The organism is Edaphobacter sp. HDX4 (assembly GCF_036877565.1).
Classification (GTDB): Bacteria; Acidobacteriota; Terriglobia; order Terriglobales; family Acidobacteriaceae; genus Edaphobacter.
This window is the reverse complement of record NZ_JAEDXW010000007.1, coordinates 211,885-235,427: the sequence shown is the minus strand read 5'-3', so window position 1 is coordinate 235,427 and position 23,543 is coordinate 211,885. Positions and strand designations below refer to the sequence as shown.

Annotated in this window: 23 protein-coding genes and 1 tRNA gene; 11 read left to right on the top strand and 13 right to left on the bottom strand. The window is 57.6% G+C overall.

Going from position 1 to position 23,543, the window contains the following annotated elements; translation table 11 throughout:
- On the top strand, positions 1 to 769 hold a 769-nt coding region (locus JAO29_RS09650; RefSeq protein WP_334267996.1), incomplete at its 5' end, for an HAD-IC family P-type ATPase.
- Positions 770 to 869: 100 nt separating this feature from the next.
- On the opposite strand, the gene JAO29_RS09645 is transcribed toward JAO29_RS09650, so the two are convergent.
- Together JAO29_RS09645 and murQ are read right to left on the bottom strand one after the other, a co-directional pair.
- The gene (locus tag JAO29_RS09645) at positions 870 to 1,718 is read right to left on the bottom strand and encodes a sugar phosphate isomerase/epimerase family protein (protein WP_334267995.1); all 849 of its coding nucleotides are present in this window, start codon (positions 1,716 to 1,718) and stop codon (positions 870 to 872) included.
- 127 nt (positions 1,719 to 1,845) lie between these two features.
- Complete coding sequence (gene murQ, locus JAO29_RS09640) at positions 1,846 to 2,811, bottom strand: N-acetylmuramic acid 6-phosphate etherase (RefSeq protein WP_334267994.1); 966 nt, start codon at positions 2,809 to 2,811, stop codon at positions 1,846 to 1,848.
- A gap of 200 nt (positions 2,812 to 3,011) precedes the next feature.
- Between murQ and JAO29_RS09635 the strand changes: the two genes are divergently transcribed.
- Both JAO29_RS09635 and lepB read left to right on the top strand, forming a co-directional pair.
- Positions 3,012 to 4,064 carry a serine hydrolase gene (locus tag JAO29_RS09635; protein WP_334267993.1) on the top strand — a complete coding sequence of 351 codons (1,053 nt, stop codon included), beginning with the start codon at positions 3,012 to 3,014 and terminating at the stop codon, positions 4,062 to 4,064.
- Between the two features lie 116 nt (positions 4,065 to 4,180).
- Positions 4,181 to 4,681 (top strand): signal peptidase I, encoded by a 501-nt coding sequence (lepB, locus tag JAO29_RS09630; RefSeq protein ID WP_334267992.1) that lies wholly within the window; start codon positions 4,181 to 4,183, stop codon positions 4,679 to 4,681.
- A gap of 51 nt (positions 4,682 to 4,732) precedes the next feature.
- Here the strand turns inward: lepB and tpiA are convergent, their stop codons facing one another.
- The 5 genes from tpiA to gap all read right to left on the bottom strand — a co-directional run bounded on the left by tpiA (position 4,733) and on the right by gap (position 9,905).
- Complete coding sequence (gene tpiA / locus JAO29_RS09625) at positions 4,733 to 5,494, bottom strand: triose-phosphate isomerase (RefSeq protein ID WP_334267991.1); 762 nt, start codon at positions 5,492 to 5,494, stop codon at positions 4,733 to 4,735.
- A gap of 257 nt (positions 5,495 to 5,751) precedes the next feature.
- The gene (locus JAO29_RS09620) at positions 5,752 to 6,981 is read right to left on the bottom strand and encodes a phosphoglycerate kinase (RefSeq protein ID WP_334267990.1); all 1,230 of its coding nucleotides are present in this window, start codon (positions 6,979 to 6,981) and stop codon (positions 5,752 to 5,754) included.
- 125 nt (positions 6,982 to 7,106) lie between these two features.
- Positions 7,107 to 7,484, bottom strand: a complete 378-nt coding sequence (locus JAO29_RS09615) for a RidA family protein (protein WP_334267989.1) — start codon at positions 7,482 to 7,484, stop codon at positions 7,107 to 7,109.
- A 4-nt stretch (positions 7,485 to 7,488) separates the two neighbouring features.
- Positions 7,489 to 8,607 (bottom strand): acyltransferase family protein, encoded by a 1,119-nt coding sequence (locus tag JAO29_RS09610; protein WP_334267988.1) that lies wholly within the window; start codon positions 8,605 to 8,607, stop codon positions 7,489 to 7,491.
- Positions 8,608 to 8,900: 293 nt separating this feature from the next.
- Positions 8,901 to 9,905: a type I glyceraldehyde-3-phosphate dehydrogenase gene (gene gap, locus JAO29_RS09605; protein WP_334267987.1), complete on the bottom strand. Its 1,005-nt coding sequence runs from the start codon at positions 9,903 to 9,905 to the stop codon at positions 8,901 to 8,903.
- A 255-nt stretch (positions 9,906 to 10,160) separates the two neighbouring features.
- On the opposite strand from gap, the gene JAO29_RS09600 reads away from it, so the two are divergent.
- The 6 genes from JAO29_RS09600 (at position 10,161) to JAO29_RS09575 (ending at position 14,417) form a co-directional block, all read left to right on the top strand.
- Positions 10,161 to 10,988 (top strand): AAA family ATPase, encoded by an 828-nt coding sequence (locus JAO29_RS09600; RefSeq protein ID WP_334267986.1) that lies wholly within the window; start codon positions 10,161 to 10,163, stop codon positions 10,986 to 10,988.
- 28 nt (positions 10,989 to 11,016) lie between these two features.
- Entirely contained in the window at positions 11,017 to 11,778 is a 762-nt protein-coding gene (locus JAO29_RS09595; RefSeq protein WP_334267985.1) for an ATP-binding cassette domain-containing protein, read from the top strand.
- Positions 11,775 to 12,407, top strand: a complete 633-nt coding sequence (locus JAO29_RS09590) for an ABC transporter permease (RefSeq protein WP_334267984.1) — start codon at positions 11,775 to 11,777, stop codon at positions 12,405 to 12,407. The genes JAO29_RS09595 and JAO29_RS09590 overlap by 4 nt, the downstream gene beginning before the upstream one ends.
- On the top strand, positions 12,371 to 13,333 hold the full coding sequence (locus JAO29_RS09585; protein WP_334267983.1) for a glycine betaine ABC transporter substrate-binding protein: 963 nt from the start codon (positions 12,371 to 12,373) through the stop codon (positions 13,331 to 13,333). Before JAO29_RS09590 ends, JAO29_RS09585 begins: the two co-directional genes overlap by 37 nt.
- Positions 13,334 to 13,434: 101 nt before the next feature.
- Positions 13,435 to 13,911, top strand: a complete 477-nt coding sequence (locus tag JAO29_RS09580; protein ID WP_334267982.1) for a DUF1203 domain-containing protein — start codon at positions 13,435 to 13,437, stop codon at positions 13,909 to 13,911.
- Entirely contained in the window at positions 13,911 to 14,417 is a 507-nt protein-coding gene (locus JAO29_RS09575; protein ID WP_334267981.1) for a DinB family protein, read from the top strand. The genes JAO29_RS09580 and JAO29_RS09575 overlap by 1 nt, the downstream gene beginning before the upstream one ends.
- Before the next feature lie 4 nt (positions 14,418 to 14,421).
- On the opposite strand, the gene JAO29_RS09570 is transcribed toward JAO29_RS09575, so the two are convergent.
- Complete coding sequence (locus tag JAO29_RS09570; RefSeq protein WP_334267980.1) at positions 14,422 to 16,632, bottom strand: AsmA family protein; 2,211 nt, start codon at positions 16,630 to 16,632, stop codon at positions 14,422 to 14,424.
- A 217-nt stretch (positions 16,633 to 16,849) separates the two neighbouring features.
- Positions 16,850 to 17,488 (bottom strand): GTP cyclohydrolase II, encoded by a 639-nt coding sequence (gene ribA, locus JAO29_RS09565; RefSeq protein WP_334267979.1) that lies wholly within the window; start codon positions 17,486 to 17,488, stop codon positions 16,850 to 16,852.
- Between the two features lie 137 nt (positions 17,489 to 17,625).
- Between ribA and JAO29_RS09560 the strand changes: the two genes are divergently transcribed.
- Complete coding sequence (locus tag JAO29_RS09560; protein ID WP_334267978.1) at positions 17,626 to 19,029, top strand: sensor histidine kinase; 1,404 nt, start codon at positions 17,626 to 17,628, stop codon at positions 19,027 to 19,029.
- 35 nt (positions 19,030 to 19,064) lie between these two features.
- Here the strand turns inward: JAO29_RS09560 and bshA are convergent, their stop codons facing one another.
- The 3 genes from bshA to JAO29_RS09545 form a co-directional block, all read right to left on the bottom strand.
- Positions 19,065 to 20,219 (bottom strand): N-acetyl-alpha-D-glucosaminyl L-malate synthase BshA, encoded by a 1,155-nt coding sequence (gene bshA, locus JAO29_RS09555; protein WP_334267977.1) that lies wholly within the window; start codon positions 20,217 to 20,219, stop codon positions 19,065 to 19,067.
- Positions 20,220 to 20,319: 100 nt separating this feature from the next.
- Entirely contained in the window at positions 20,320 to 21,240 is a 921-nt protein-coding gene (locus JAO29_RS09550; RefSeq protein ID WP_334267976.1) for a ChbG/HpnK family deacetylase, read from the bottom strand.
- Positions 21,241 to 21,550: 310 nt separating this feature from the next.
- Positions 21,551 to 22,741 carry an OpgC family protein gene (locus JAO29_RS09545; RefSeq protein WP_334267975.1) on the bottom strand — a complete coding sequence of 397 codons (1,191 nt, stop codon included), beginning with the start codon at positions 22,739 to 22,741 and terminating at the stop codon, positions 21,551 to 21,553.
- 172 nt (positions 22,742 to 22,913) lie between these two features.
- Between JAO29_RS09545 and JAO29_RS09540 the strand changes: the two genes are divergently transcribed.
- Positions 22,914 to 23,180 carry a hypothetical protein gene (locus JAO29_RS09540; RefSeq protein ID WP_334267974.1) on the top strand — a complete coding sequence of 89 codons (267 nt, stop codon included), beginning with the start codon at positions 22,914 to 22,916 and terminating at the stop codon, positions 23,178 to 23,180.
- A 158-nt stretch (positions 23,181 to 23,338) separates the two neighbouring features.
- On the opposite strand, the gene JAO29_RS09535 is transcribed toward JAO29_RS09540, so the two are convergent.
- Positions 23,339 to 23,415 (bottom strand) — tRNA-Val (locus JAO29_RS09535).
- Between the last annotated feature and the right edge of the window lie 128 nt (positions 23,416 to 23,543).

The following is a 23,543-nucleotide window of genomic DNA, read 5'->3' as shown; positions in this document are numbered from 1 at the left end:
CTTGGCAGAGGTGAAGGAGTTTGCCTCTGTGACTGGAAAGGGCGTGACGGGTGTTATCGACGGAAGACGGGTCGCTGTGGGAACATCTGCTCTTTTGCGGGAGGAGGGCATCGACGCGGGGGCGATGGAGCAGCGTGCCGACACGATGCGACGTGAGGGGCAGACGGTAATGCTGGTGGGGATGGAGGGAAGAGTCGCGGGACTGATCGCGGTCGCAGATCCTCTGAAGGAGTCATCCCAGCGAGCTATTGAAGAGCTGAAGGGCAGTGGACTGACGATCGTGATGGTGACCGGTGACAACCGTACAACGGCGCAGGCAGTCGCAAGCCGGTTGGGAATTGGATTTGAGGCGGAGGTTTCTCCCCAGGGCAAGGCCGAGGTCATCAAGCGGCTGCAGCAGGAAGGTAAGGTTGTAGCGATGGCCGGGGATGGCATCAATGATGCTCCTGCTCTGGCGGCGGCGCAGGTGGGGATTGCGATGGGGACGGGAACCGACGTTGCCATGGCGGCGGGAGGCATCACGCTGGTGAGCGGCGATCTGAACGGCCTGGTGAGGGCTCGCAGGCTCAGTCAGAAGACCATGAGCAATATCCGGCAGAACCTGTTCTTCGCGTTTGTGTACAACACGGCCGGTGTGCCGTTGGCGGCAGGCGTACTGTACCCGCTGTTTGGCTGGCTGCTGAGTCCCATGCTGGCGGCAGCTGCGATGAGCTTCAGCTCGATCTCTGTCATCTCGAACGCGCTTCGCCTGAGAAGTACAAAGTTATAAGAATTCAGCTGTGCGGCTGAGACATAGGCGTAGCTATAGCGAAAAAACGCGTGGCCTCGAGAGGGGAGGCCACGCGTTTGCTGCCTTTTCGTTGGACGGATTAGAGTCCCATGCCTGCGATAACTCCGCGCATGTAGGCGAAGCTCTTGGTGACTCCCGGCATCGGGTCGTCACCATTGATCTCGTACTCGAGATCGACGTTGCCCTTGTAACCCATATCGACAAGCGCGCGGAAGATCTGGGGAACGGGCATCAGACCATCTCCGACGGCGACCTGGCTCTCCTTGACCTTGCTCTCGGCCAGATCCTTCATATGGATGTCATAGACTCGCGAGCCGACCTTCTTGATGGCCGCAACGGGATCGGTTCCGGTCCTCATCGTGTGGCCTACATCGATGCAGCAACCGATGCGCTGATCCATGGATTTGACGGCTTCGAGAATGTCCAGCGGAGACGGCCACTGCTTATCCTCGGGACCATGGTTGTGGATGGCCAGCTTGATGTCGTACTCCTTCACGAACTTTTCGACCCGCGGGAGGACCTGACGCGTCGGGGCACCGACGATCATCGGGATACCGGCGGCTTTGACGTATTCAAATTTGGAACGGATGTCATTGTCGTCGTCTTTGTCGAAGTAGATCGTCCCCGCGGCGGTGAGCGTCAATCCGGCTGCTCGATACTCTGCAGCACGGGCTGCTACCTGATCGGCGGGGGTCATGGGTAGATGAACATCCTTCAGGTTGAGATAGGGAGTCTTGAGTTCTTTCATGAACTGGATGAGGTGGGCCTGGTCGAACTTCCGGAAGGTATAGCTGGCAATTCCCAACCGGATGGGGGAGTCGGAAGAAGCTGGAGCAGCGAAGGAGAAGGCGGAGTTGGAGAGGAGCGAAGAGGCGGCGAGCATGGTTCCGCCACCCAGCAGGCTGCGGCGCGAGAGGTTTAGCTTCATGCAGGGCATAGTAGCTGCCTGTGGTAGTAGCCGTCCAGTTATGAAAGTGCTGGAACGGACTAGGTGCCGGCTTAAGCGAAAAAACCCTACCTGAGGGAGGTAGGGCGGTCGAAGTTGCGGCTGCCTGTCAGAGCTCGAGCCTGGAGTCGTCAATGGCCAGACGAACGTTGCCGTCGGATTTGGTAAGCCGGCGAACGGCTTCCATCTTATCGACGTTGGCCTTGAGCATCACGACGGCGATGGGGATGGATTTTCCGGCGGATTTAATGGTGCGAATCGCCGTGTCGCGATCGATGTTGCAGACCTTCATCAGCACACGAATTCCGCGCTCGACCAGCTTGGCGTTCTTCATGTGGACATTGACCATCAGGTTGTCATAGACGTAGCCGAGGCGCGTCATGGCTCCTGTAGTGATCATGTTGAGGATCATCTTCTGTGCGGTAGCCGACTTCATCCGCGTAGAGCCGGAGAGAGCCTCAGGACCTACGTCGGCGACGATGGTGGTATCCGCGACCTCAGAGAGGGAGGTATTGAGATTGCATGTGACCGCGGCGGTCTTGGCTCCGCGTGCCCGGGCATACTCGACCGCACCGACGACATAAGGAGTGCGTCCTGAGGCCGACACGCCGATTACGATGTCCTTGCGTGTCGGGCGCCGTCGAGCGATATCACGCTGTCCCAATTCGGGAGAATCTTCGTTGACGTCGGACGCGGAGGCGAGCGCCTTGGGTCCGCCAGCCATAATGTACTGCACCTGCGCCGGAGCTGTGGAGAAGGTAGGGGGGCATTCGGAGGCATCCAGAGCAGCGATGCGTCCGGAGGAACCAGCGCCTACATAGATCAGCCGCCCTCCGTCCCTAAGGGAACGGGCTACCGTATCGATGACGATTGCGATTTCAGGTAGAGCTTTCTTTACGGCTGCAGCGATCTTCGCATCTTCGTGGTTGATAATCCGGGCGATTTCGAGTGCGGACTTGGTGTCGAGTCCCTCAGAGGCCGAATTCGCCGTCTCGGTGACCAGGGAGAGGAATTCGTCGGGGCTGTTGGGAACGGATTTTGACTGGGCCGGTTCGAGCATCGTAAGGGTTGCCATATAAAAATCCTGATGCGAAAGGTACTGCTGCTCTATATCTACACGATTCTAGTCCTAATCTTGTATAGATGCGCACAGAAAGCTTCGCGTTTAATGGTGCTGTCTCTTTATCAAATCATGCCGCAGCGAAAGCCTGTGCGCATACTTTAGCGCACAGTTAATTTCCCGGAAACCTGAAGGATGTTTGTAAGATGCAGTTTATGAAGAAGTGTTTGCTTGGCTGCCTGTTCCTCTCAGTTGCAACTGTATTTGTACCAGGAGCGGCTTCGGCATCGGCCCAAATTCCGGTATCAGCCCTGGCGACCACCAAAGACCAGAGCGTTGATTCACAATTGCAACAGCGACTGGCTCAGTTAGCTGCCAACCATAAAGGGAAGGTCTCCCTGTATGCCACCCAGCTGAATACAGGGAAGACGGTCTCTCTGGATGCAGACGAGCCGGTTCAGACGGCCTCCGTGATCAAACTAGCAATTCTTTTCGAGGCGATGGAGCAGGTGCGCGCCGGAAAGGCCAAGTGGGATGAAAAACTGACCCTCGCCAAGGGAGAAGGAGTCAGCGGTTCAGGTGTGCTGGCCTTCTTCGATACGCCATTGACCCTGACTCTGAAAGATGTCCTGACCATGATGGTGATCGTCAGTGACAATACTGCAACCAACCTGGCGATTGACCGTTTTGGCGTGGGAACGGTGAATGCGCGAATCGCGTGGATGGGGCTGAAGGATACCCATCTGTATAAGAAGATTGGCAAGCCAGCGACGGAACCGATGCCCGCGGACCAGCCGAAGTTCGGCCTGGGCAAGACGACCGCGCACGAGATGGAAACCGTGATGGAACGGATCGGCCGTTGTGAACTGGCGGGACCGGGCGAGGCGCCCGAACCAGGGGACGCCGCCATCTGCCAGACAGCGCTGACGATGCTGCGTAATCAGTTCTACCGCAATACGATACCGCGTTATCTGGAGCAGCTGGATTCGACGGAGACCGGGTCGGGAATCGCAAGCAAGACCGGAAGCCTGAACGCCGTCCGGAACGATGTCGCGATTGTCGCGGGGAAGAGCGGGCCAATCGTAATCTCGATCTTCACCCATGACAACCAGGACAGAAGCTGGACGGCAGATAACGAGGCTGAGATGATGATTGCAAGGCTCGCGAAGGAGATCGTGGAGGCCTGGTCGCCTGAGGGTCTGGATGGCAAGACCCTTGTGCCAGGACTAGGTTTGGGTGCCGGTTCCCCTTCAGGAACGTCTAAATAATGGGAGACGAGAGCAAGACGGTGCAAACAGAGGATCGAACGAAGCAGGATCCGGCGGCCAGCGCGCCCGGCCAACCGAACGAAGAAAGCAGCGAGAGGCCACACAGAGGAAGCAGCATGAGTTCATGGCTGCGCGACCTGGTGATTTCCATCGCGGTCTCTGCGTTCATTATCATTTTCCTCTACCAGCCAGTACGCGTGGAGGGAACAAGCATGCTGCCCATGCTTGAAGATCAGGATCGTCTCTTTGTCAATAAGATCGCTTACCGGGTGGGAGATATCCGCCGCGGCGACGTCGTCGTCTTTCTGTATCCCCACGATCACCACAAGAGCTATATCAAACGAGTGATCGCCCTGCCCGGAGATGACCTCAGGATCGACCATGGGCATGTCTTCGTCAATGGAAGAGAGTTGACGGAGAAGTATGTTCCGCCTCGCTTTGAGGACAGCCGCTCTCTACCGGAGTTTATGGTTCCGGACCACGAATACTTTGTGATGGGAGACCATCGCTCGATTTCGAGTGACAGCCGCGACTTCGGTCCCGTCGACCGAGACCTGATCTATGGGAAGGCTGCTTTCGTCTACTGGCCCATGGAGCAGGTGGGCGTAGTTCACTAGATCAAGAATCGAAGAGGGCCTCGCGGTACCGACCGCGCGGCCCTCTCGTTTTTAGCGGCTGGTGGCGTTGGCAATGATCTGAGCGAAAGAGGCGGGATCGAGGCTGGCTCCTCCGACGAGCGCACCGTCGATGTCGCCGAGACAGCATAGCTTGCCAGCATTATCGGGCTTGACAGAGCCGCCGTAGAGGATGCGTGTGGCGTTCGCTACATCCGATCCGGCGATAGAGGCAATCCGCGCTCGGATGATTTTATGGGCACCTTCGGCGATCTCGGGAGTTGCAGTGCGCCCGGTTCCGATAGCCCATACGGGCTCGTAGGCGATGACGAGAGGACCGAGAGACGCAGGGTCGATGCCTTCGAGAGCGACCGAGACCTGCAGATTCAGAACGTCGGCTGTAAGATTTCGCTCCCGCTCGTTAAGATGCTCGCCGACGCAGACTATCGGGATGAGCGAATGTACAAGAGCGGACTTCAGCTTGAGGTTGACGGTTGTGTCGGTCTCGTTGAAGTACTGGCGCCGCTCGGAGTGGCCGATGAGAACGTGGGTGGCACCGATAGCGGTAAGCATCGTCGGCGAAGTCTCGCCGGTATAGGCACCTTCGCTGAGCCAGTGCATGTTCTGTGCACCGACGGAGACTGATTCGTCGCGCGCAGCTTCGACGACCGCGGGCAGGCAAGGCATCGCAGGGCACAGCACGATCTCAGCCGTGGTGTTGTCTTTTACGAGCGGGAAGAAATTGGTGAGGAAGGCTGCGGACTCCGCAGGAGTCTTATACATCTTCCAGTTGGCAGCGATGAGGAGTTTGCGCATGTGGGTGCCATTCTACCGAGAGAGATCAGAGATTGCTCGCATGAAGAAGCAATTTTGAGACGACTGTGTGTATTCCGCCGAGACAAAGCGTTGTGTGCTTCCACTAGACCGGAAAGCTCGACGAGCTTCCCGACCGGAACAACAGCAGGTTCATGGTTTGGATCAGACCGCAGATCCTTCGACTGCGCAGCTCGCGATGAATCCGCGAGCTGCTTCGCTCAGGATGACACAATATGCAAATCTTCCGGTTAGTCCCGTTACTTTTTATCTGTAAGTGCAGCGACACCGGGGAGGGTCTTGCCCTCGAGGAACTCAAGGGACGCCCCGCCGCCGGTGGAGATGTGGCTGATCTTATCGGCAACGCCGGATTTCTGGACAGCAGCAACGGAATCACCTCCGCCAACGATGCTGGTGGCATCATGATTGGCGGCGACTGCCTTGGCGATGGCGTTTGTGCCCTTGGCGAAGGCCGGCATCTCGAAGACTCCCATCGGACCGTTCCAGACAATCGTGATGGCATCGGAGATCTCTTTGTTGAATAGATCAATGGATGCAGGGCCGATATCCAGACCCATCCAATCGGCGGGGAAGGGGCCGTCACCGGAGAAGAGCTCTGTCTTTGCATCAGCAGCGAACTTATCGGCCAGGACGTGATCGATTGGAAGAAGCAGTTTGACGCCCTTCTTTTCGGCCTTGTCGAGGGCTGCCTTTGCGATGTCGATTTTGTCTGTTTCGACGAGCGACTTCCCGGTAGTCTGGCCCCTCGCGTTGAGGAAGGTATACGCCATCCCACCGCCAATGATCAGTGTGGTGACGCGGTCGAGGAGACTATCGATGACGCCGATCTTGTCCGAGACCTTTGCACCTCCGATGATGGCGACAAATGGCTTGATAGGGTCACTGACGGCCTTGCTAAGGTATGTCAGCTCCTTTTCCATAAGAAGTCCTGCAGCTGAGACCGGAACGAAGTGGGTAACACCCTCGGTCGACGCGTGGGCGCGATGAGCGCTTCCGAAGGCGTCATTGATGTAGACATCGCAGAGGGAAGCAAGCTGCTTTGCGAAGGCAGGATCGTTCTTCTCCTCTTCGGAGTGGAAGCGGAGGTTCTCCAGCAGCAGCGGCTGACCGGCCTCAAGGTTTGCGGTCATCTCCTGGGCGATATCACCCACGCAATCCGGGGAGAAGGCAACGTTCTCGTCGTCGCCGAGGACATGATCCAGCAGCTCGCGAAGACGATCGACGACCGGGCGCAGGCTCATGGAGGGAACGACCTTCCCTTTGGGGCGGCCGAGGTGTGAGCAGAGGATCACGCGTGCTTTGCGCCGCAGGGCATACTCGATTGTGGGGATCGTCTCACGAATCCTGGTGTCATCGGTGATGCGCGGAGCGCTGCCTGAACCATCGACCGAGAGTGGCACATTGAAGTCGACACGGATGAGGACGCGTTTGTTAGTGAGGTCCAGGTCACGGATGGACAGCTTCGACATTTGCATTTCCTTTTTCTACAGAAGTTCGGTGCAGCTCAAGACGAGCGGTTTCCTTCGACCAACATCATAGCGGGTCGAACGGTCAGGGGTAGAGGTTGTAAGCCCGGTGTTCAACAACCCTATCTTTATTCAGGAATGAGTGCGTCTGCTTCGATCTCAATACGCCAACGCGGATCGAGCAACTCCTTCACAACCACCATGGTTGCTGCGGGGCGGACGAGTGAGAAGAATTTCCCGTGAATGCGTCCCGCGCTCTCCCAATCTTCTGTGCGGGTCAAAAACATGCGCGTGCGATAGACATGCTCTATGGATGAGCCTGCGTTCTTGAGAGCTGCGGCGATCAGAGTGAGGCACTGGTCGGTCTGCTCTGCAACATCCAGGTCATCGGCTCCGACGGGACCGGTTCCTGAGACGTAAACGAAGTTACCGAGGCGGACGGCTCGTGAAAATCCAATGACGGGCTCGTAAGGACTGGTGCCGGGGATGTTTTTGCGGCTGAACATGGACCTAGTTTATGCGTCGTGACCTAGATCCTGTAAGCGCTCCTCGCAGTCGCTCCCGGATCGGTTCCTCATAGTAGAGGAACACGAGGATCGAAAAGCATATCAGGAGGGCCGGGGACAACGCGGCATCCAGTCCTGGATGCGACCTGCCTACGTACTGGCGGAGAAGCTCTCGGACCGGTGACTGGAGCAGATAGATGGAGTAGCTGGCTCCTCCAAGGAGGATAAACAGCCGCGTTGAAAGCAGTTTTGCGAGCCATCCCGCGCCACAGGCGAGCCGGTAGATAGTCCATAAAAACCAAAATACAGCCGTCAAAGAGACAAGCCGAAGGGGCGGCGCTGAAGCGATGAAGGCGATCGCCGGCAGCATAACGACCATTGTGATCCAGTCGCTCTTCCAGCGATCCCTGCTATTGGGAGAACGGCCCAGAAATAGCGAACTGAGCAGCATGCCAAGCAGGAACTCCGGCAAGCGGAGCAGAGGAAGGAAGATGCCGGCCAGAGGGCTGGTCATTCCGGCATGCTGGTATGGAAGGTTTAGCAAGCCGACCAGAAGTCCGCTAAGGACCAGAAATACCCACAGCGCCGTTCGGTTCTGAAGACGCCGCACCAGTGGAAGCAGGAGAGGAAAACAGCAATAGAAGAATACTTCTACTGAGAGGGTCCATGCCTGCATGATCCACGCATAGCCGCTCGGAGAAGATGCTGGGCGCCAGCTTTGCAGCAGTGTAAAGTAGGTGAGGTCGTGTCCGTGGGGCAGATGCCGGCCGACTGCACATGCCATCGCCCCTGCAAGCAGATAAACGGGGTAGATACGGCAGAAACGCGCTACAAAGAACCGATACAGATCGCGGCCCGTCTGCAGGTTGCCAGCATAGGTATAGAACAGGATGAATCCCGAGAGTAGGAAGAAAAGACAGACTCCCAGATAGCCATGCTCTAAAAATGCCGTTACCGCGTGGGGCATATGCGCTCTGCTAGTGAACGCGGCTCCAAAATGAAAGAGCATGACGTAGAGTGCGGCGAAGAACCTCAACCCGGTTAATGCGTCGAGTGGAGGCCGACGAACCCGCTTGTTTGTGTCTGGAATAAACCCATGCTCAAGCAATTCTTCAGTTGGCATTATGGGGAAAGTCTATAGCAATCGGGAGAACGGAATGAAAAGCACAAGCAGACGCGGAAAATCCGGCGCTGGTCGCGTAGCTTCGCCCGATCCTGGAGCTTAGGGTGCCCGGTGGATGGCCCATGTGTTTTTCGGCGAGGGCGAACTTCAGGAAGGGGAGTGCGCGTGAACAACGTTAGATATTTTCCGGCGTTAAGTACTTCGTTTTAATAACGTTGTTTTACAAAAGGGATCGGCTCCGATAAAAGATTATCGGAGCCGATCCCTTTTGAAGGTGAGAAACATTTCCCTGTTTACAGGCCCTTCTTCACGAGGAAGAGGATAAGATCCTTGACGCGGTTGGAGTAGCCCCACTCGTTGTCGTACCAGCTGATGATCTTACCGGTGTTACCGATAACCTTGGTCAGCTTGGAGTCGAAGATGGAGGAGAGCGGATTGCCGCGGAAGTCGCTGGAGACCAGCTCCTCTTCGGTGTAGCCAAGAAATCCCTTCATCGGGCCCTCGGCGGCAGCCTTGATGGCGGCGTTGATGCTTTCGACCGAGATTGGCTTCTCTGCAACGAAGGTGAGGTCGACGACCGAAACGGTGGGGGTCGGGACGCGGATGGAGAAGCCGTCCAGCTTGCCTGCCATCTCGGGGATCACGAGCTTGAGGGCCTTGGCGGCACCGGTGCTGGTTGGAATCATCGAGAGGGCTGCAGCGCGAGCGCGGCGCAGGTCCTTGTGCGGTGCATCGAGGACGACCTGGTCGTTGGTGTAGCTATGAATCGTGTTCATCAGGCCGTTCACAATTCCAAAACTGTCATTCAGCACCTTCACGACCGGCGCAAGGCAGTTGGTGGTGCAGCTGGCGTTCGAGATGATGTTGTGCTTCGATGGGTCATACTTGCCTTCATTGACTCCGAGCACGATGGTGATGTCTTCATTGCTGGCGGGCGCCGAGATGATGACCTTCTTGACCGTCGAGCCAAGGTGCGCCTTCGCCTTCTCGGCATCGGTGAAGAAGCCGGTGGATTCAACGACGATCTCGGCACCGACGGAGGCCCAGTCAAGTTTCGCAGGGTCGCGCTCGGCGAAGACCTTGACCTGCTTGCCGTCGACGGCGATGAAGTCCTGCCCATGCGTGATCTCATGCTTGAGGTTGCCGAGGATGGAGTCATACTTCAGCAGGTGCGCGAGCGTGGCCGGCGTGGTCAGGTCATTGACGGCGACAAACTCGATGTCAGGGTTTCCGAGAGCGCTGCGGAAGACGTTGCGCCCGATGCGGCCGAAGCCGTTGATACCTACCTTTACAGCCATGATTACGGTTGCTCCTGTCGTTTATACGAGTTGTTGTTTACGCGTTTTTTCTATTGTAAAACGCTCAAGGGCACGCCTCTTGAATAACCGCGGAAAAGCGCCTGCCCATCAGCACCGGATGCTATCACTCTGGTGCCGGGCCCGCAAAAGATCGACATAGATCGGTGTCAGAACTGGTTCGTTGATTTGCGAGTGGGTTTGGCCGTGTGTTACAAGCGACGTATGCGCGATCTGCGCGATTGGATAAGCGAAAAAATGAGACGACGCCCAAGACGTGGACCGAATGACTCGGAGTCCACGGGCAAGAGCGGACAGGAACTGCCCGCAAATCAACCGGCACCATTGAGACCTTCGTACCCGGAGCCGGTACAAAAAGGTGAGCCGCAGCCCGTCCCGGAGCTGATCGCTGAGGTTGTCCCCGAGCCTGAGCCCGAGATACTGGCTCCGGAAGCGGAGACCGCAGCCTTTCTTCCCGTGACTCCTGAACAGAAGGTTGTTGTCGAGACGCAGCCGGATTCTGTTGCGGTTGCACCGGCTGAACAGCCAGCGATCAAATCTCCGAAGGGATATGTGGTGCTGACGATCGGGCTGCCTGGGTCCGGCAAGACGACCTGGTACAAGCGCCGCGGTGTTACGCCGCTTTCGAGCGATCTTTTGCGGACCATTCTCTTTGACGACATTACGGAGCAGCGCTACCAGGGACTTGTCTTCTCAACGCTTCGGAGCCTTCTGCGAGCGCGCCTGATTGCAAAGATGCCCTGGAACTATGTGGACGCGACGAACCTGTCGCCACATGAGCGACGGCAGTGGATCCGTATGGCGAAGAGCTTCGGCTACGAGGTGCAGGCGGTCTTCTTTGATGTTCCACTGGCGGTCTGCATGGAACGCAACAGCAAGCGCGACCGCGCCGTCTCCGATGAGGTCATGCTGAAGATGGCCGAACGCCTGCGTCCTCCGAGCTTCAAAGAGGGATTCGACAAGATCACGATCGTTCGTGTGAAGGGACAGCCCGGAACCACTGGCGAGCCTGCTGTAGCTGGACCGCAAAACGGGGCGACGACTGACCCGGAGGCGGCGCAGTAGAGATCCTAGACGCGGTAAAGTAAACAGCATGCCCACGGCCGGCGTTGAGTTCGCGAAGGTGAGCTATTCGCCGGAAGGTGGGCATCTTGTTTTGCGCGATATCTCGCTGGCACTCGCTGCCGGGACGACTACGGCTCTGCTCGGTCGCAGCGGATCGGGCAAGACGACGCTGCTGCGGATGGTGAACGGTCTGGTGCAGCCGACGGCGGGCGAGGTCCGGGTGGAGGGGCACGTCGTGACCTCGATGCGAGCCCCGAAGGATCTGGTCCGGTTGCGCCGCGATATTGGATACGTCATCCAGGAGACCGGCCTCTTCCCGCATATGACGATCGAGCGCAACACTGCTCTTGCATTGGAACTGGCGGAGAAACCCCATTCTGAACGAGAGAGCAGGGCACGAGAGTTGATCGGGTGGGTCGGCCTGGACTTCGACGGGCTGCGAAACCGGTTTCCTTGGCAGCTTTCCGGCGGCCAGAAACAGAGGGTTGGACTCGCTCGGGCGCTGGCCCTCGATCCGAGTGTACTTCTGATGGACGAGCCTTTTGGAGCGCTTGATCCACTGACGCGCTCTGAGATGCAGACGATGCTCAAGAAGCTCCTTCAGCGACTCAGCAAAACAGTTCTGCTGGTGACTCACGATCTTGAGGAGGCTCTGTATCTAGCCGATAGAGTGCTCATTCTTGCGGAAGGACAAGTGGTCGCAGATCTGCCTTCCGCGGAGGTTTCCAGGTCGGCAAACCCTCATGTAAGAGATTATCTATCTGTCGTACGTCACAAGAGCGAAAGATGATAGCTACCCTTCAGCGGCATGGCTGGGAGATCGCCCGGTTAACCTTCGAGCATCTCTGGCTTACGGTGATCGCCATGTTGTTCGCCATACTGGTTGGCATCCCTCTCGGAGTTTTGTTGACCCGGCGAAGGCGATGGGCGCGCCCCGTTATCGGCTTCGCAAATGTCATTCAGACGGTCCCGAGTCTGGCTCTCTTTGGTCTGCTGCTCCCGGTGCCGTGGCTGGGAGAGAACGCTGCGCGCCTGGCAATCGTGGCTCTGATCGCCTATGCCCTCCTGCCCATTCTGCGCAATACCTATGCCGGGATCGACAGCGTCAGTCCCGAATTAAGACGTGTCGCGGATGCGATGGGAATGACGGGCTGGCAACGTTTGCGCATGGTAGAGCTTCCGATTGCAGGGAGCATTATCCTGGCCGGAGTTCGTACAGCGACAGTGATCTGCGTTGGTGTGGCGACGATAGCGGCTGCCATCGGTGCTGGTGGACTCGGGGAGCTGATATTTCGCGGCGTCGCTAGTGTGGACAATGGGCTGGTGCTTGCAGGCGCGATCCCAGCGGCCCTGCTTGCCCTCACCGCAGATGCAGGCTTGGGATGGATCGAAAAGAAGCTGGCGGTGCGCCAGGGATGAGGTCTGGATCGCCCAAGCACGCCGCGTCCTGGTTGAGCGATGTCGCGTGGGCGAGTGCGAGCTTTCTTTTGCTCTTGTGCGTGGCCTGTGCTCCGCCTCGATCTTCCCGGGTCACAATTGGAGCAAAGAATTTCACTGAACAGGTCGTTCTGGGTGAGCTGCTGGCGCAGGAGATTGAGGCTGTCACAGGCCAAAAGGTAGAGAGAAGGTTCTATCTGGCGGGGAGCTACATCTGCCAGCAGGCGTTGGTGAGCGGCCGGATCGATGGCTACGTGGAATACACCGGCACGGCGCTGACAGCGATTCTCAAACAACCGTTACCGCCCGTCGGCCAGCGTGAGGCAGCTTCTGTCTTCAAAACGGTACAGCGCCTGTACGAACAGCGCTATCACATCCGTGTGGAGAGGGGGCTTGGGTTTGAGAATACGTTCGCCATGGTGGTGAGAGGCGATCAGGCGCGACAGCTGGGGCTCAAAACTATCTCCGACGCCGTTCCCTATGCACACCAGATGCGACTGGGCGTGGGGTACGAATTTGAAGAGAGACCCGATGGATTGCGAGGGCTTGAGACTACGTACGGCCTGAAGTTCGCCGATGATCCGCGCACTATGGACCTGGGGCTGCTGTACCGTGCGCTTTCGACCGGTCAGGTGGACATGATCGCGGGTAATTCGACCGACGGTCCAATACGGGCACTAGGCCTGGTCGCTCTCGAAGACGACAAGCACTACTTCCCCCCTTATGAGGCAGTTCCGCTATTCCGGGAAGACTCCCTGGTACGTCATCCTGAGATCCAAACAGCGATGGATCGGCTTGCGGGCAAAGTGAATGCAGGCGAGATCCGCGAGATGAACGACGAGGTCGATGGGCAACACAGGGACGTGACCCAGGTCGTTCGTAAATTCAGGAGCAGCAAGGGACTCTAACGGCGGCAATCTTCGAAATTTGACTGAACAGACCGGAGTGCCACTTCGGGCGAGAGCGTTCAGCATTGCCTTTGTGGTCTATTCGACCCGGAGGTAAGGAGATGAAAGAGATTCGTGTGATTGCGGTGTCTACCGAGACGGTGAAGAAGGTGCTGGCGACGAAGAGCTCCCCTGGATATGGCCATCCGGCACATACGGAAGTAGCGCGTGGTCATGGTCCCTGCCGGCATTGTCTTAAACCATTTCGCATCGGCGAGGAGAACAGGACACTGTTCACGTTCAATCCGTTCTCCATGCTGGCCGCCATACCAGCGCCGGGTCCGATCTTTGTTCATGCTGAGCTTTGCGAAAGATTCGATGAGGAGAGTGGCTATCCGGAACAGCTCGTGATGTATCCCGTTGTGCTGGATGGATACGATGGAGAACAGCGGCTGCTTACGCAGAGGAGAGCCGTTCCGGGGCAGCAGCAGCCCACCATCGCCAGCATCTTTGAGGATGCGGCAGTAAGGTATGTAATAGTTCGTGAAGGTGAGGCGGGGTGTTTTGATTTCCGCGTGGAGAGGATGGAGGTGTCGTGATGGTGGAGATGGTTGAACCCTGGTTGCGGGGAACGCGCACGGAGATCGACGCCGTTCGACGTGCTGTCCTTCATGCTCTGGAACTGGCCGCTGAGGACATTGCTCGATGGAGTGAGCCGTTGAATGGAGACGAGCTGGAATCCCGTCCATTGGGATTGCCATCAGTGGGATTCCAGGTGCGCCACATTGCCCGCTCGCTGGATCGTCTTTTGACCTATGCGGAGAACCAGAAGCTCACTGCGAGGCAGTTGAAGCTTCTGGAGACGGAAGACGAAATCGTCGATCGGGAATCAACGTTGATGGAGTTCGCCGAGGCGATCGAGGTCTCCACAAAACGTGTCCTTGCCTTTTCGGAGAAGAGCTATGAGCAGGCAAGGACCGTCGGAAGGAAGAATCTGCCGACCACGGTAGGAGGCCTTCTGGTGCACTGTGCGGACCACACCCAACGCCACGTTGGGCAGGCGATTACGACAGCAAAGGCCGTGTTGGCGCTCCGGGGTTCATGACAGGTCAATGTTTTCCATTGAGCAGATTGCCAAGAGCGTTGCTCAATGAGTTAGACGGGGAGTTAGACGGGCTCTGCTGATTGGTCTTCCGACTGTTACCGGTGAAGGCCGAGGCGCCGCTGCTGAGGGCGCCGCTCAGGTTGGGAGCGAAGGTCGGGTTGGAGGTTGTCCCACCGATGGCGACAGGAATGCCATTGCGCATCGCCGCCGTTGCGATGCTGCCTGCGCTTCCTGCAGCGCCTCCACTTGGGATCATCCCCATTAGCTGTCCAGCTATTCCGCCAACTCCAGGAGCCGCGCCGGACGCTCCGCCGCCGACCAGTCCTGTCAGTTTGAGGATGACGTTGTAGTTCAATGCGCCGGATGCAGCCACAGTTCCATTCCCACTCGCTGTTCCCAGAGCGGGGACATCTACCAGAACATTGTCGGTACGGACGTTTCCATCGGTTACCCGGATGTCAGCCGACAGGGAGCGGATCGCTGTGGCCGAGCCAGTCTTGGCTCCTGTAAGCGCCGTTACTGTCGAAAGCTTTGACCCAAGATCAAACCCGGCAAGATTGGTGTTCTCAAGGCGAATAGGTCCGCTGATGATTGGATTTGCAGTGGAACCAGTGACATCCAGGTTGGCGGTCAGGGTTCCACCCTGAAGTCGAGAGCCGCTGGGAAGATGAATTCCGACGGAAGGAAGAAAGGCTTCTAACTCATCGATAGGGAGCGACTTACCCGATAGCTGGAGGTTAATGGCTGTCGTGGGTCCGCTGGTCTGATAGGTTCCATTGAGGTTAATTGCGGCACGCCCGACGGTCAGCGTTGCCCTTTGGATCTGGCCGGTCATAGCCTGCATGTTCTGCGAGAGCGTCATCTGGAGATCAACCGGTTTTGTGGACGGGGATCCATTCCGGGCCAGCTGAAGGTTTTGCGCATTGGCGGAAACATTCGCGTTGAGGGTTTTTCCGTCGGAGAGCGCTTTGATGTCGGCGCTCGCAAGACCGCTGATGCCGGCCTCCGGTGCGACGAGCCCGCTCGAAGCAAGATCGATGTGATTGAGAGCTGCATGCAGATTGAGAGGGGTCGCGGAGGTATCGTCATAGTTGACAGGGCCCGCGGTGCCGTCGGCACTGAGAGAACCTCCGCCGGGCACTTGGGAGGTCAGCTTCAGGGGAGAAGAGCCTGTGGGAGATAGATTGCTGACTTCTGCGTTCAACTGCTGGTATACAGCCGGCTTCGACTGGCCCGCAGTCAGCAGCGAAACGGTTCCATTCTTGACCTGGAGATGGTCCGCAACCAACGTGCTGAGCATGTCATTGTTGTCAGGTGCCTTTGAGGGTGGTGGAGCTGCCGTCGGAGCGGCCTTACGCACGATGGTGAGATTGGGTGTGTCCACATTGAGACTGGTGACGTGAAGCTGTTGTCCATTCCAGGTGGTTTCGACGTCAATGGCATTGATGTTTCCCGTGATCCCAGCCGATGTCTGGAGAAAACCAGCGGCGACAGGGTCAAGATGCTTAATTGTCAGCTTCGCTCCAAAGGGAGTAAGTGACGCGTCTGTGGCGTTAATGGGACCGGCATTTCCGTTGAGAGTTACAGCGCCATCACCGGGAAGGTGAGCCGAAAGACTGAAAGGAAAGGCCTTGTCCAAGGCGAAGTTCTTCGCGTTCAGGTCGACCTTGTCGTAGGTGCGCTTAACCGCTGCTCCTGTTCCTGCAGTGGACTCCGTCGAGACGTTTACCTGTCCATTGCTTACCTGAACGCTGCTTATCGTAACGCCGGTCATGGAACCTGATTGATCTTTTGGAGTTGAGGATTTCGCCGATGCGGCTCCGATGGTGGAGTAGTTCCAGGTTCCATTTGCGTGCCGGATCAGATTGATCTTTGGACCGTTGATTGAAAATCCGGTGACGTGAACCTGTTTGCTGAAGATCAGCGGAATCATCTCTACCTTGATCGAGACCCCCGCAGCTTGAAGGAAGGGCTGATTGCTGAAGGCAGGATCGTCCGCGACGATGGCATTTTGGGCGACGAGGCCTCCAGACCAGACAGACAGGTCGAGCTTGCCCAACGTAACCTTCCTGCCAAGTGAGGTAGAGAGTTCGTTTTCGATCCGCGCTCTAAAGGCATCCGCATTGAGAAAGAAGGGAATGGCGACGATAACAAGAACCACGAGCAATGCGATGCTGCCGAGAACGATGAGAAGGGTTCTATGACGAGCTGCCATGGCCAAGATCCTTTTCGGGCGTAAAGCCTGTAAATGCGATGCTCATCCCGCTGGCATGGGTGCACGGAGGCTGACGGCCGCAGGGCTCTAAATCGCTCTTTTTCTCTAGTTTTTCTCTTGTGCTGGGCGTTTCAATGACGTCATCAGATCACAAACTCTGAAAACAGGGAGAGAATTTGATCCGGTTGACTATCTTGTACCGCAGAGGGTGGCTATATCAGCTGACCAGATGGCCCATCTTCTCGCGCTTCGTTTGAAGATACCGTTCGTTCGTAGGTTCAGAAGGAACCTCGGCGGAGATACGCTCCGTGACCTGGATGCCAGCCTGCTCGAGAGCTTCGACCTTTGCCGGATTATTGGTGATCAGCCGTACCGCGGAAAGGCCTAGTTGCTTAAGGACCTCGGCCGGAAGTTCGAACTCGCGGCAATCGGCCTTGTAGCCAAGCTCAAGATTGGCCTCAATGGTATCCAGTCCCTGGTCCTGAAGCTCGTAGGCGCGAAGCTTGGCCATCAGACCAATGCCTCGTCCTTCCTGCTGTTCGTAGAGCAGGATGCCGGAACCTGTTTCGGAGATGATGGCGAGAGCAAGCTCAAGCTGCTGGCGGCAGTCGCAGCGCAGGGAATGGAAGACATCTCCGGTGAGGCACTGAGAGTGAATCCGGACGATGGGAGGAACGCTGTGAATGTCACCCATAACGAGCGCGACGGCACCTTCCACGCGGCGGGCGGGCGCTGGCAGGGCATCGTTACAAGGCTCAGGGTTGTCGATGATGCCTTCGAAACCGAGAATGCGGAAGTGTCCCCAGCGGGTGGGGAAAGCGGCATCGGCGACCTTGTTAACAGCGGTGAAAGGCATCTGCCTCTGATTATACGGTTTGCTGCTCACCAGTATTAGATTCTCAGGATTCGTGAACGATGCAAGAGGGACCCGGGCATCTGCAGGTATAGGCCACGCTTCATGGTGCCGGAATGGCAAGAGCGTAAAGTAAGAATGTGGTGCATGTCTCTCAATCTCTGATTCTGATCACCCTGCTGGTCGAACTGGGCGTTGCAGCGGCGGTATCAAGCTCGCTGGCCCGGTCCCGGAGGTTTAAGGACGCGCTTCTGGCTGCAAGAAGGACTCCGCTGCAAAAGTTTGAGCTGGCGGCAATGATCTGCGCACCATTGGTCTTGGGAGTGCTCGTCCGCGTCAAGGTTCCGAACTTTCTGGCGGCGGACCTCTCCTTTGCAACCACATTTCTGCTTGGGATTCTGCTGGGCCCGGTGGCGGCTATGGCCGGCGGGACGGCACTGGCGATCCCTTCGGTTCTTCATCACGAGTACTGGGCGCTGCCGGTCAACCTGACCGTTGCGGCGGCAGCAGGAACATTCGCCCGCTTTGCCGATGCGGAAGATGTCTGGTCTTTCTCGCCGATGATCGACCTGAGTATTTATCGATGGATCAGGAGAAATCTGCAGCGGCCTCACCTTGATCGTCAGGTTCTTCTGCTGGTCGTTATTGCCGGGATGCAGTTCTGCGCGAGCGTGCTGTCGTGGATCAATCCTCGAAGATATTTCAGTCTCCACTCAAAAGAGTGGTGGGTCGAGTTGCTGATCTGCGCGAATGCGCCGATCGTCGTTGGCATTCCGCTGAAGATATGGAATGCAATACGGGTCGAGAGGCAGTTAGAGGAGCAGGGTAGGCTACTTCTTGAGGCGCGGCTGGATGCACTGCAACGCCAGATCAATCCGCACTTCCTCTTCAATACGCTGAACTCGATCACCTCGCTGGTGCGGTCCCAACCCGAACTGGCGCGAGAGATGATCGTAAAGCTGGCAAATATCCTCCGCGTACTGCTGAAGGATCGTGACGCTTTTGTTCCCTTCAGCGAAGAGCTTGCCTTCACCGATGACTACCTCGACATCGAGGTGGTGCGTTTTGGGCCAAAGCTTCAAGTGGTGAAGGAGATTGCGCCGGAGACTCTGGACGTTGTCGTGCCCGGGATGCTGCTGCAGCCGCTGATAGAGAACAGCATCAAGCATGGCCTGGAGCCGAGGATCAGCGGAGGAACGATTACCCTCCGAAGCAGGATTGATGATGACGGCTTGATGGTCATCGAGGTTGAAGATGATGGCGTGGGAATGTCGATCGAGCGCAACCAGGTTTCGGGGGCAGAGTCACTGGTGAGGCAGGGAGCCGGCATCGGCATGAAGAACGTTCGCGAGCGTATGGAGGTCCAGTACGGCAGCATGGCAAATGTGGAGGTCAACAGCAGGCCGGGACGTGGCACCAAGGTTACGCTACGGATGCCTATACTCGAAGCGAAGATGTGGTCGCAGAGTGGGAGGCATGTGCTGGAGGCTGCCGTGAGTGCGATGGACGACGTAATAGGCCGAGCGACGCGGACGCGCGGATAGAAGAACCTTGGTACAGACAACGCTTCGCGGTCGATCTACGCGTTTCGTTCGAGAACGCGACGGTAGTACTCCTCGTAGAGGGGAATAATGCGTGTGGCGCAGAACTGTTCCTGTGCCGTGCGGCGTGCAGCCTGGGAGATGACCTCGAGGCGGGAGGGATTGCGGAGGACATCGATCGCGGAGGCTGCCATGCCATCCACATCTCCAACCTCGAAGAGAAAGCCGTTTTGTTTGTCTTCGATCAACTCGGGTACGCCGCCGACCCTTGTTGCGATTGCAGGAACACCGCAGGCCATTGCTTCCAGAGCTGCCAAGCCGAAGGATTCCATCTCGCTCGGCATCAGCATGAGGTCTGCAACCGGCAGCAGGTCGTGAACATTATCCTGCTTTCCGAGAAAGTGGATCCTGTCCTGGACGCCATAGCGAAGCGCCAACTGCTCGGCGGAACTGCGGTCGGGACCGTCTCCAATCAGCATCAGACGGGCGGGAATCGTCTGTGCTACCCGGGCGAAGACCGCGATCACATCCAGGACACGCTTGACCGGACGGAAGTTCGAGAGGTGGACGAGAAGATGTTCGCCTGGTTCGGCGAAGCGAGGACGCATCTCGGCCACCAGGTCCGGGCGGCGAACGTAGAGGTCGCAGTTGACGAAGTTTCGGATCACTTCGATCTCGCCGTCGATGTGGAAGGCCTCGCGAGTGCGCTCGCGCAGATGTGCGGAGATAGCCGTCACTCCATGGGATCGCTCGATGCCGAATCGTGTGATTGGAAGATAGGAGGGATCGAGTCCCACCAGGGTGATATCGGTGCCATGCAAAGTCGTAATAAAAGGAAGCCGGCGACGGCGAGCTGGCACGGAGTGAGATTCGATCATCTCGCTGGCCAGCAGGGCGCTGACCGAGTGCGGAATGGCGTAGTGCACGTGCAGCAGGTCGAGTGCATAGAAATCCGCAACCTCCGCCATCCGGGTCGCCAGTGCAAGATCGTACGGGGGATACTCGAAGAGAGGGTACGTCGAGACGGAGACCTCGTGGAAATGGATATTCGCCTCTCGTCCAGTGAGGCGAAATGGCTGAGACGAGGTGATGAAGTGGACCTGATGCCCCCGTGCCGCCAGTTCGATTCCGAGCTCTGTAGCTACTACGCCTGAACCACCATAGGTTGGATAGCAGGTGATGCCGATCTTCATCGTGGCTCCTGAGAGTCGCGCCGGGAGGGCGGTGGATGGTGGCGGCGAACCGCAGATCCTTCGGCTTCGTCCATGGCGATGACACTGCCTTGGACTTCGCTCAGGAGGACACGTTTCGCGGAAGGGGCAGATCGAAGCGATCGTTGTCTGCGAGTACGTTGAGGCTACCGTAGTGGATGAGCATAGGCGCGTTTGGTTGCGAGAGTCTTGCGGGAATGGCGCTGAGGAGAGCCTGCATCTCGACTTCCCGATGCGAGCGGAGGCGGGTAGTGACGCGGTCGAGATCGCGATCGTTGTAGCCGGGATGGCAGACGAGCTCGAAGATTCCGGTTTCTGGCATTGCCTTCAGGATTTCGTTCAGCGTGGAGGAGTTGAGGTTGCCGGTAGCGGAGACTCCGAGGGTTCCATCAGTAGTGACGACCCTGCTCTGTTGAAGTTGCGGTTGGCGCTCGAAGGCGGGGCGAAGACGGTTGATTAGATGGATCTGCAGTCGGCGCTTAAGGTCGGCGTGCGCGAGCCGCTGCGTGAAGGCGGGTTCGAATGGATTTCGGATAGCAGCGATGTTGTTGCGCTCGAGTACACGGAGCAGAGGGCGGGTGACAGCCGGAAAGAGGTGGGTGTGCTTATGGGTGTCGATGTGAGTGATGGCGATGCCGGCTTGTTGCAGCTTGGCGATCTGGGCTTCGGCCTCGCGCTCGATGTCGGCCTCGCGGATGCGGCCTCGGAGAAGGTCGCGGACGAAGTCGAGCAGCGAGGAACGGAAGCTCTTGCCGCCCGGGACAACGAGGGACGGGATGGTCTCAGGAGGAGAGGCGGGGATGCCGTCAGTGAGAACGACGTGGCAGCCGATTCCGAGAGACGGGAGCCTACGGGAGATGGCGACAGCGTCGTCGAAGGCGGGGCCGGTGGCCATGAGGGTTGCGGAGGTCAGAACGCCGGCTTTGTGGAGCTCGGCGATCGAGCGATTGATGCCTGGGGTCAGGCCGAAGTCGTCTGCGTTGATGATGAGGCGCGAGGGCATGGAGATGAAGACGGCCAGCGCAACCTACATGCCGCCTGCACTACTTTAGCAGGTGGCCGAACCGCGTAGAGAGGAGGGAAGAGGTGCCACAACTCCACAATCCCAATAGCAAATCCCAGCTGAGACTGGCTGGTTCGTCGCATCCCCTGATGGTTCCCATCTCGGTTCATATTGAAGGCGGCCGATGTTCCGCCAAGACACACTTCGTTGTTCCGTATGTACAGTGCTCGGTGTGGCGAAGGAGGTCTCGATCGATCTGACGCTCGTGGGAGGGATCGAAGAGGTCCCGTAACGCTGAGGATGGCTTAGTTCAGCTGTGGGAGGCTGCGTCGCTGGGGTAGGAATCGACTGTGGGTGTGCCGTTCTGCTGATGGCGGCTATTCTCGCGGAGTGCTACGAGGAACATCCCGGAGAAGGTCAGGAGGATGAGGAGTGCGGCTTGCATGCCGTGAAGCTGACCGGCATCTCCGGAGAGAAGACCAAGCCCGACGAAGACGAAGAAAAGATGAGCGCAGAAGACTTCGAGCGAGGCCTTTCCCAAGGTGAGGAACGGCTCGACGCAGACCATGCGCTTGACGACGCTGCGCGATCCGTAGAGGAAGATCGCGAAGGCGGCCAGATTGAGTAGGCGAAGCGGGCCGATCTGCCACTTATCAAGCTGGAGGCCAAAGAACTGCTGTGAGAGCTGCGGCCCGAACCAGGAGTGTCGAACGCCCATAAAGAAGAGGCAGACAGCTGCACTGACGAAGTAGATGGCGCGAGGGAGCCGGTTGAAGGGCAGATCGCGCTCTGCAATCGAGGCGCCGATCCAGAGGCCGAGAACCCAGACAAGCTGCCAGGCGAAGAGATTGAATGCGCCGGTCTCCTGCAGGGGGATATGGAGGTGCGTGGCTCGGACAACGAGGTCATGCACCCAGGTCCTTAGTCCGAACTGTGCCAGCAGCCATATGCTTCCGCTGGCAGTGAGGATCCAGCCCCATCCCCTTCGAGCTGCGAAGAGGAGCAGTGGCGGCGTGGCCACCATGAAGACGATGTAGATGGGCAGAATGTCGAGCAAGGGTGGGCAGTAGATCAGCAGCACGGAAGAGACGATGGCTGAGAGTGGATGCGCGAGGTAGTAATTCAGTAAATTGACGAGCGCGGCGCGATGCGTATGAGACGCCACGGATGCCGCAATGGTGAAAGCGAAGAGCAGCATGAAGAGGTGATAGCCGTAGATCCGGAGGCTGCGCTTCCAGATCTTGTCGCGCATCTGCTGCGGGTCCTCGACGGTTCGGCGGATGGAGAGCATCGCCAAGAGGAGGCCGGAGAGAAAGACGAACCCTTCGGCGGAGGAGACGAAACCGAGGGGCTGATTGAAGTAATCGCTCAGGCGGGTAGGCAGATGATTCAACGTCATCCAGACAAGAAAGAATCCGCGGAGGGCGTCGAGCTCTGGCCTGCGCCTGGAGGGAGCGGGATGGGAAACGGGCGTCGATGCTTGCTCTAATCCGATTGCCACCGGCGTGCGCTCCTGTCTGTAAGACGCAGTCAGGAGACCGATGTTGCGTTCCTGCGTTCTGTTTGATGAGCGGGAAGGGATTCGGTTGCCGAGATGCTGATGGTATCGAGCAAGTATCCGCCTGGCCGAGGTAGGCAGTTTTCGTGCATCTTTATAAACGGAGGCATGAGGAATGGTTCTGAGGACGACGAGCAGGGAATGGGTGATCTGCCCAGGCTGTGGAGAAAAGCATGGAGACTGTGGCGACTGGGTAAAAAGCATGCCACACCGGGAGTTATGTGCCTGCGGAGTGGAGATGCTTTGCTGGTTTGAGAACGAGATTACGTATCACGCTGAGATTGTTGGGAAACCGAAACAAATCTTCAAAAAGAAGGCGAAGAACAAAAAGCGGAAAGCAGAGACGAAACTTCTGAAGAAAAAGGGTGGGAAGAAGAAGTGATGCCGGTGTGGCCGGAGCTTAGGACTTGAGTCCGAAGAGGACATGCTCCATTTGTAAAAGAAACATTGAAGGCTCAAGATGCTGGGAAAATCTCGAAACCCGTCTACCTCATAAGCTGATGCTTGTGAGGTATTTCATTTTCATCATTAGGGAATATTTGGTGGGCAGAGAGGGATTCGAACCCCCGACATCCTGCTTGTAAGGCAGGCGCTCTAACCAGCTGAGCTATCCGCCCACTCCGTGAAGAGCGACAGAATCAAGTGTATGTGACAGATGCGATAGATGCAATCTGGGTGTTCCTGCCCACCTCAGGATTTGCCAGCCGGTGAGGTGTGGGATATCTTCATCGATTGTGCCGCTAAA

Coding starts and splice junctions, on each gene's coding strand:
- JAO29_RS09645 (WP_334267995.1), bottom strand. CDS start 1,718: ATGAAGCTAAACCTCTCGCGCCGCAGCCTGCTGGGTGGCGGAACCATG.
- murQ (WP_334267994.1), bottom strand. CDS start 2,811: ATGGCAACCCTTACGATGCTCGAACCGGCCCAGTCAAAATCCGTTCCC.
- JAO29_RS09635 (WP_334267993.1), top strand. CDS start 3,012: ATGAAGAAGTGTTTGCTTGGCTGCCTGTTCCTCTCAGTTGCAACTGTA.
- lepB (WP_334267992.1), top strand. CDS start 4,181: ATGAGTTCATGGCTGCGCGACCTGGTGATTTCCATCGCGGTCTCTGCG.
- tpiA (WP_334267991.1), bottom strand. CDS start 5,494: ATGCGCAAACTCCTCATCGCTGCCAACTGGAAGATGTATAAGACTCCT.
- JAO29_RS09620 (WP_334267990.1), bottom strand. CDS start 6,981: ATGTCGAAGCTGTCCATCCGTGACCTGGACCTCACTAACAAACGCGTC.
- JAO29_RS09615 (WP_334267989.1), bottom strand. CDS start 7,484: ATGTTCAGCCGCAAAAACATCCCCGGCACCAGTCCTTACGAGCCCGTC.
- JAO29_RS09610 (WP_334267988.1), bottom strand. CDS start 8,607: ATGCCAACTGAAGAATTGCTTGAGCATGGGTTTATTCCAGACACAAAC.
- gap (WP_334267987.1), bottom strand. CDS start 9,905: ATGGCTGTAAAGGTAGGTATCAACGGCTTCGGCCGCATCGGGCGCAAC.
- JAO29_RS09600 (WP_334267986.1), top strand. CDS start 10,161: ATGAGACGACGCCCAAGACGTGGACCGAATGACTCGGAGTCCACGGGC.
- JAO29_RS09595 (WP_334267985.1), top strand. CDS start 11,017: ATGCCCACGGCCGGCGTTGAGTTCGCGAAGGTGAGCTATTCGCCGGAA.
- JAO29_RS09590 (WP_334267984.1), top strand. CDS start 11,775: ATGATAGCTACCCTTCAGCGGCATGGCTGGGAGATCGCCCGGTTAACC.
- JAO29_RS09585 (WP_334267983.1), top strand. CDS start 12,371: ATGGATCGAAAAGAAGCTGGCGGTGCGCCAGGGATGAGGTCTGGATCG.
- JAO29_RS09580 (WP_334267982.1), top strand. CDS start 13,435: ATGAAAGAGATTCGTGTGATTGCGGTGTCTACCGAGACGGTGAAGAAG.
- JAO29_RS09575 (WP_334267981.1), top strand. CDS start 13,911: ATGGTGGAGATGGTTGAACCCTGGTTGCGGGGAACGCGCACGGAGATC.
- JAO29_RS09570 (WP_334267980.1), bottom strand. CDS start 16,632: ATGGCAGCTCGTCATAGAACCCTTCTCATCGTTCTCGGCAGCATCGCA.
- ribA (WP_334267979.1), bottom strand. CDS start 17,488: ATGCCTTTCACCGCTGTTAACAAGGTCGCCGATGCCGCTTTCCCCACC.
- bshA (WP_334267977.1), bottom strand. CDS start 20,219: ATGAAGATCGGCATCACCTGCTATCCAACCTATGGTGGTTCAGGCGTA.
- JAO29_RS09550 (WP_334267976.1), bottom strand. CDS start 21,240: ATGCCCTCGCGCCTCATCATCAACGCAGACGACTTCGGCCTGACCCCA.
- JAO29_RS09540 (WP_334267974.1), top strand. CDS start 22,914: ATGGTTCTGAGGACGACGAGCAGGGAATGGGTGATCTGCCCAGGCTGT.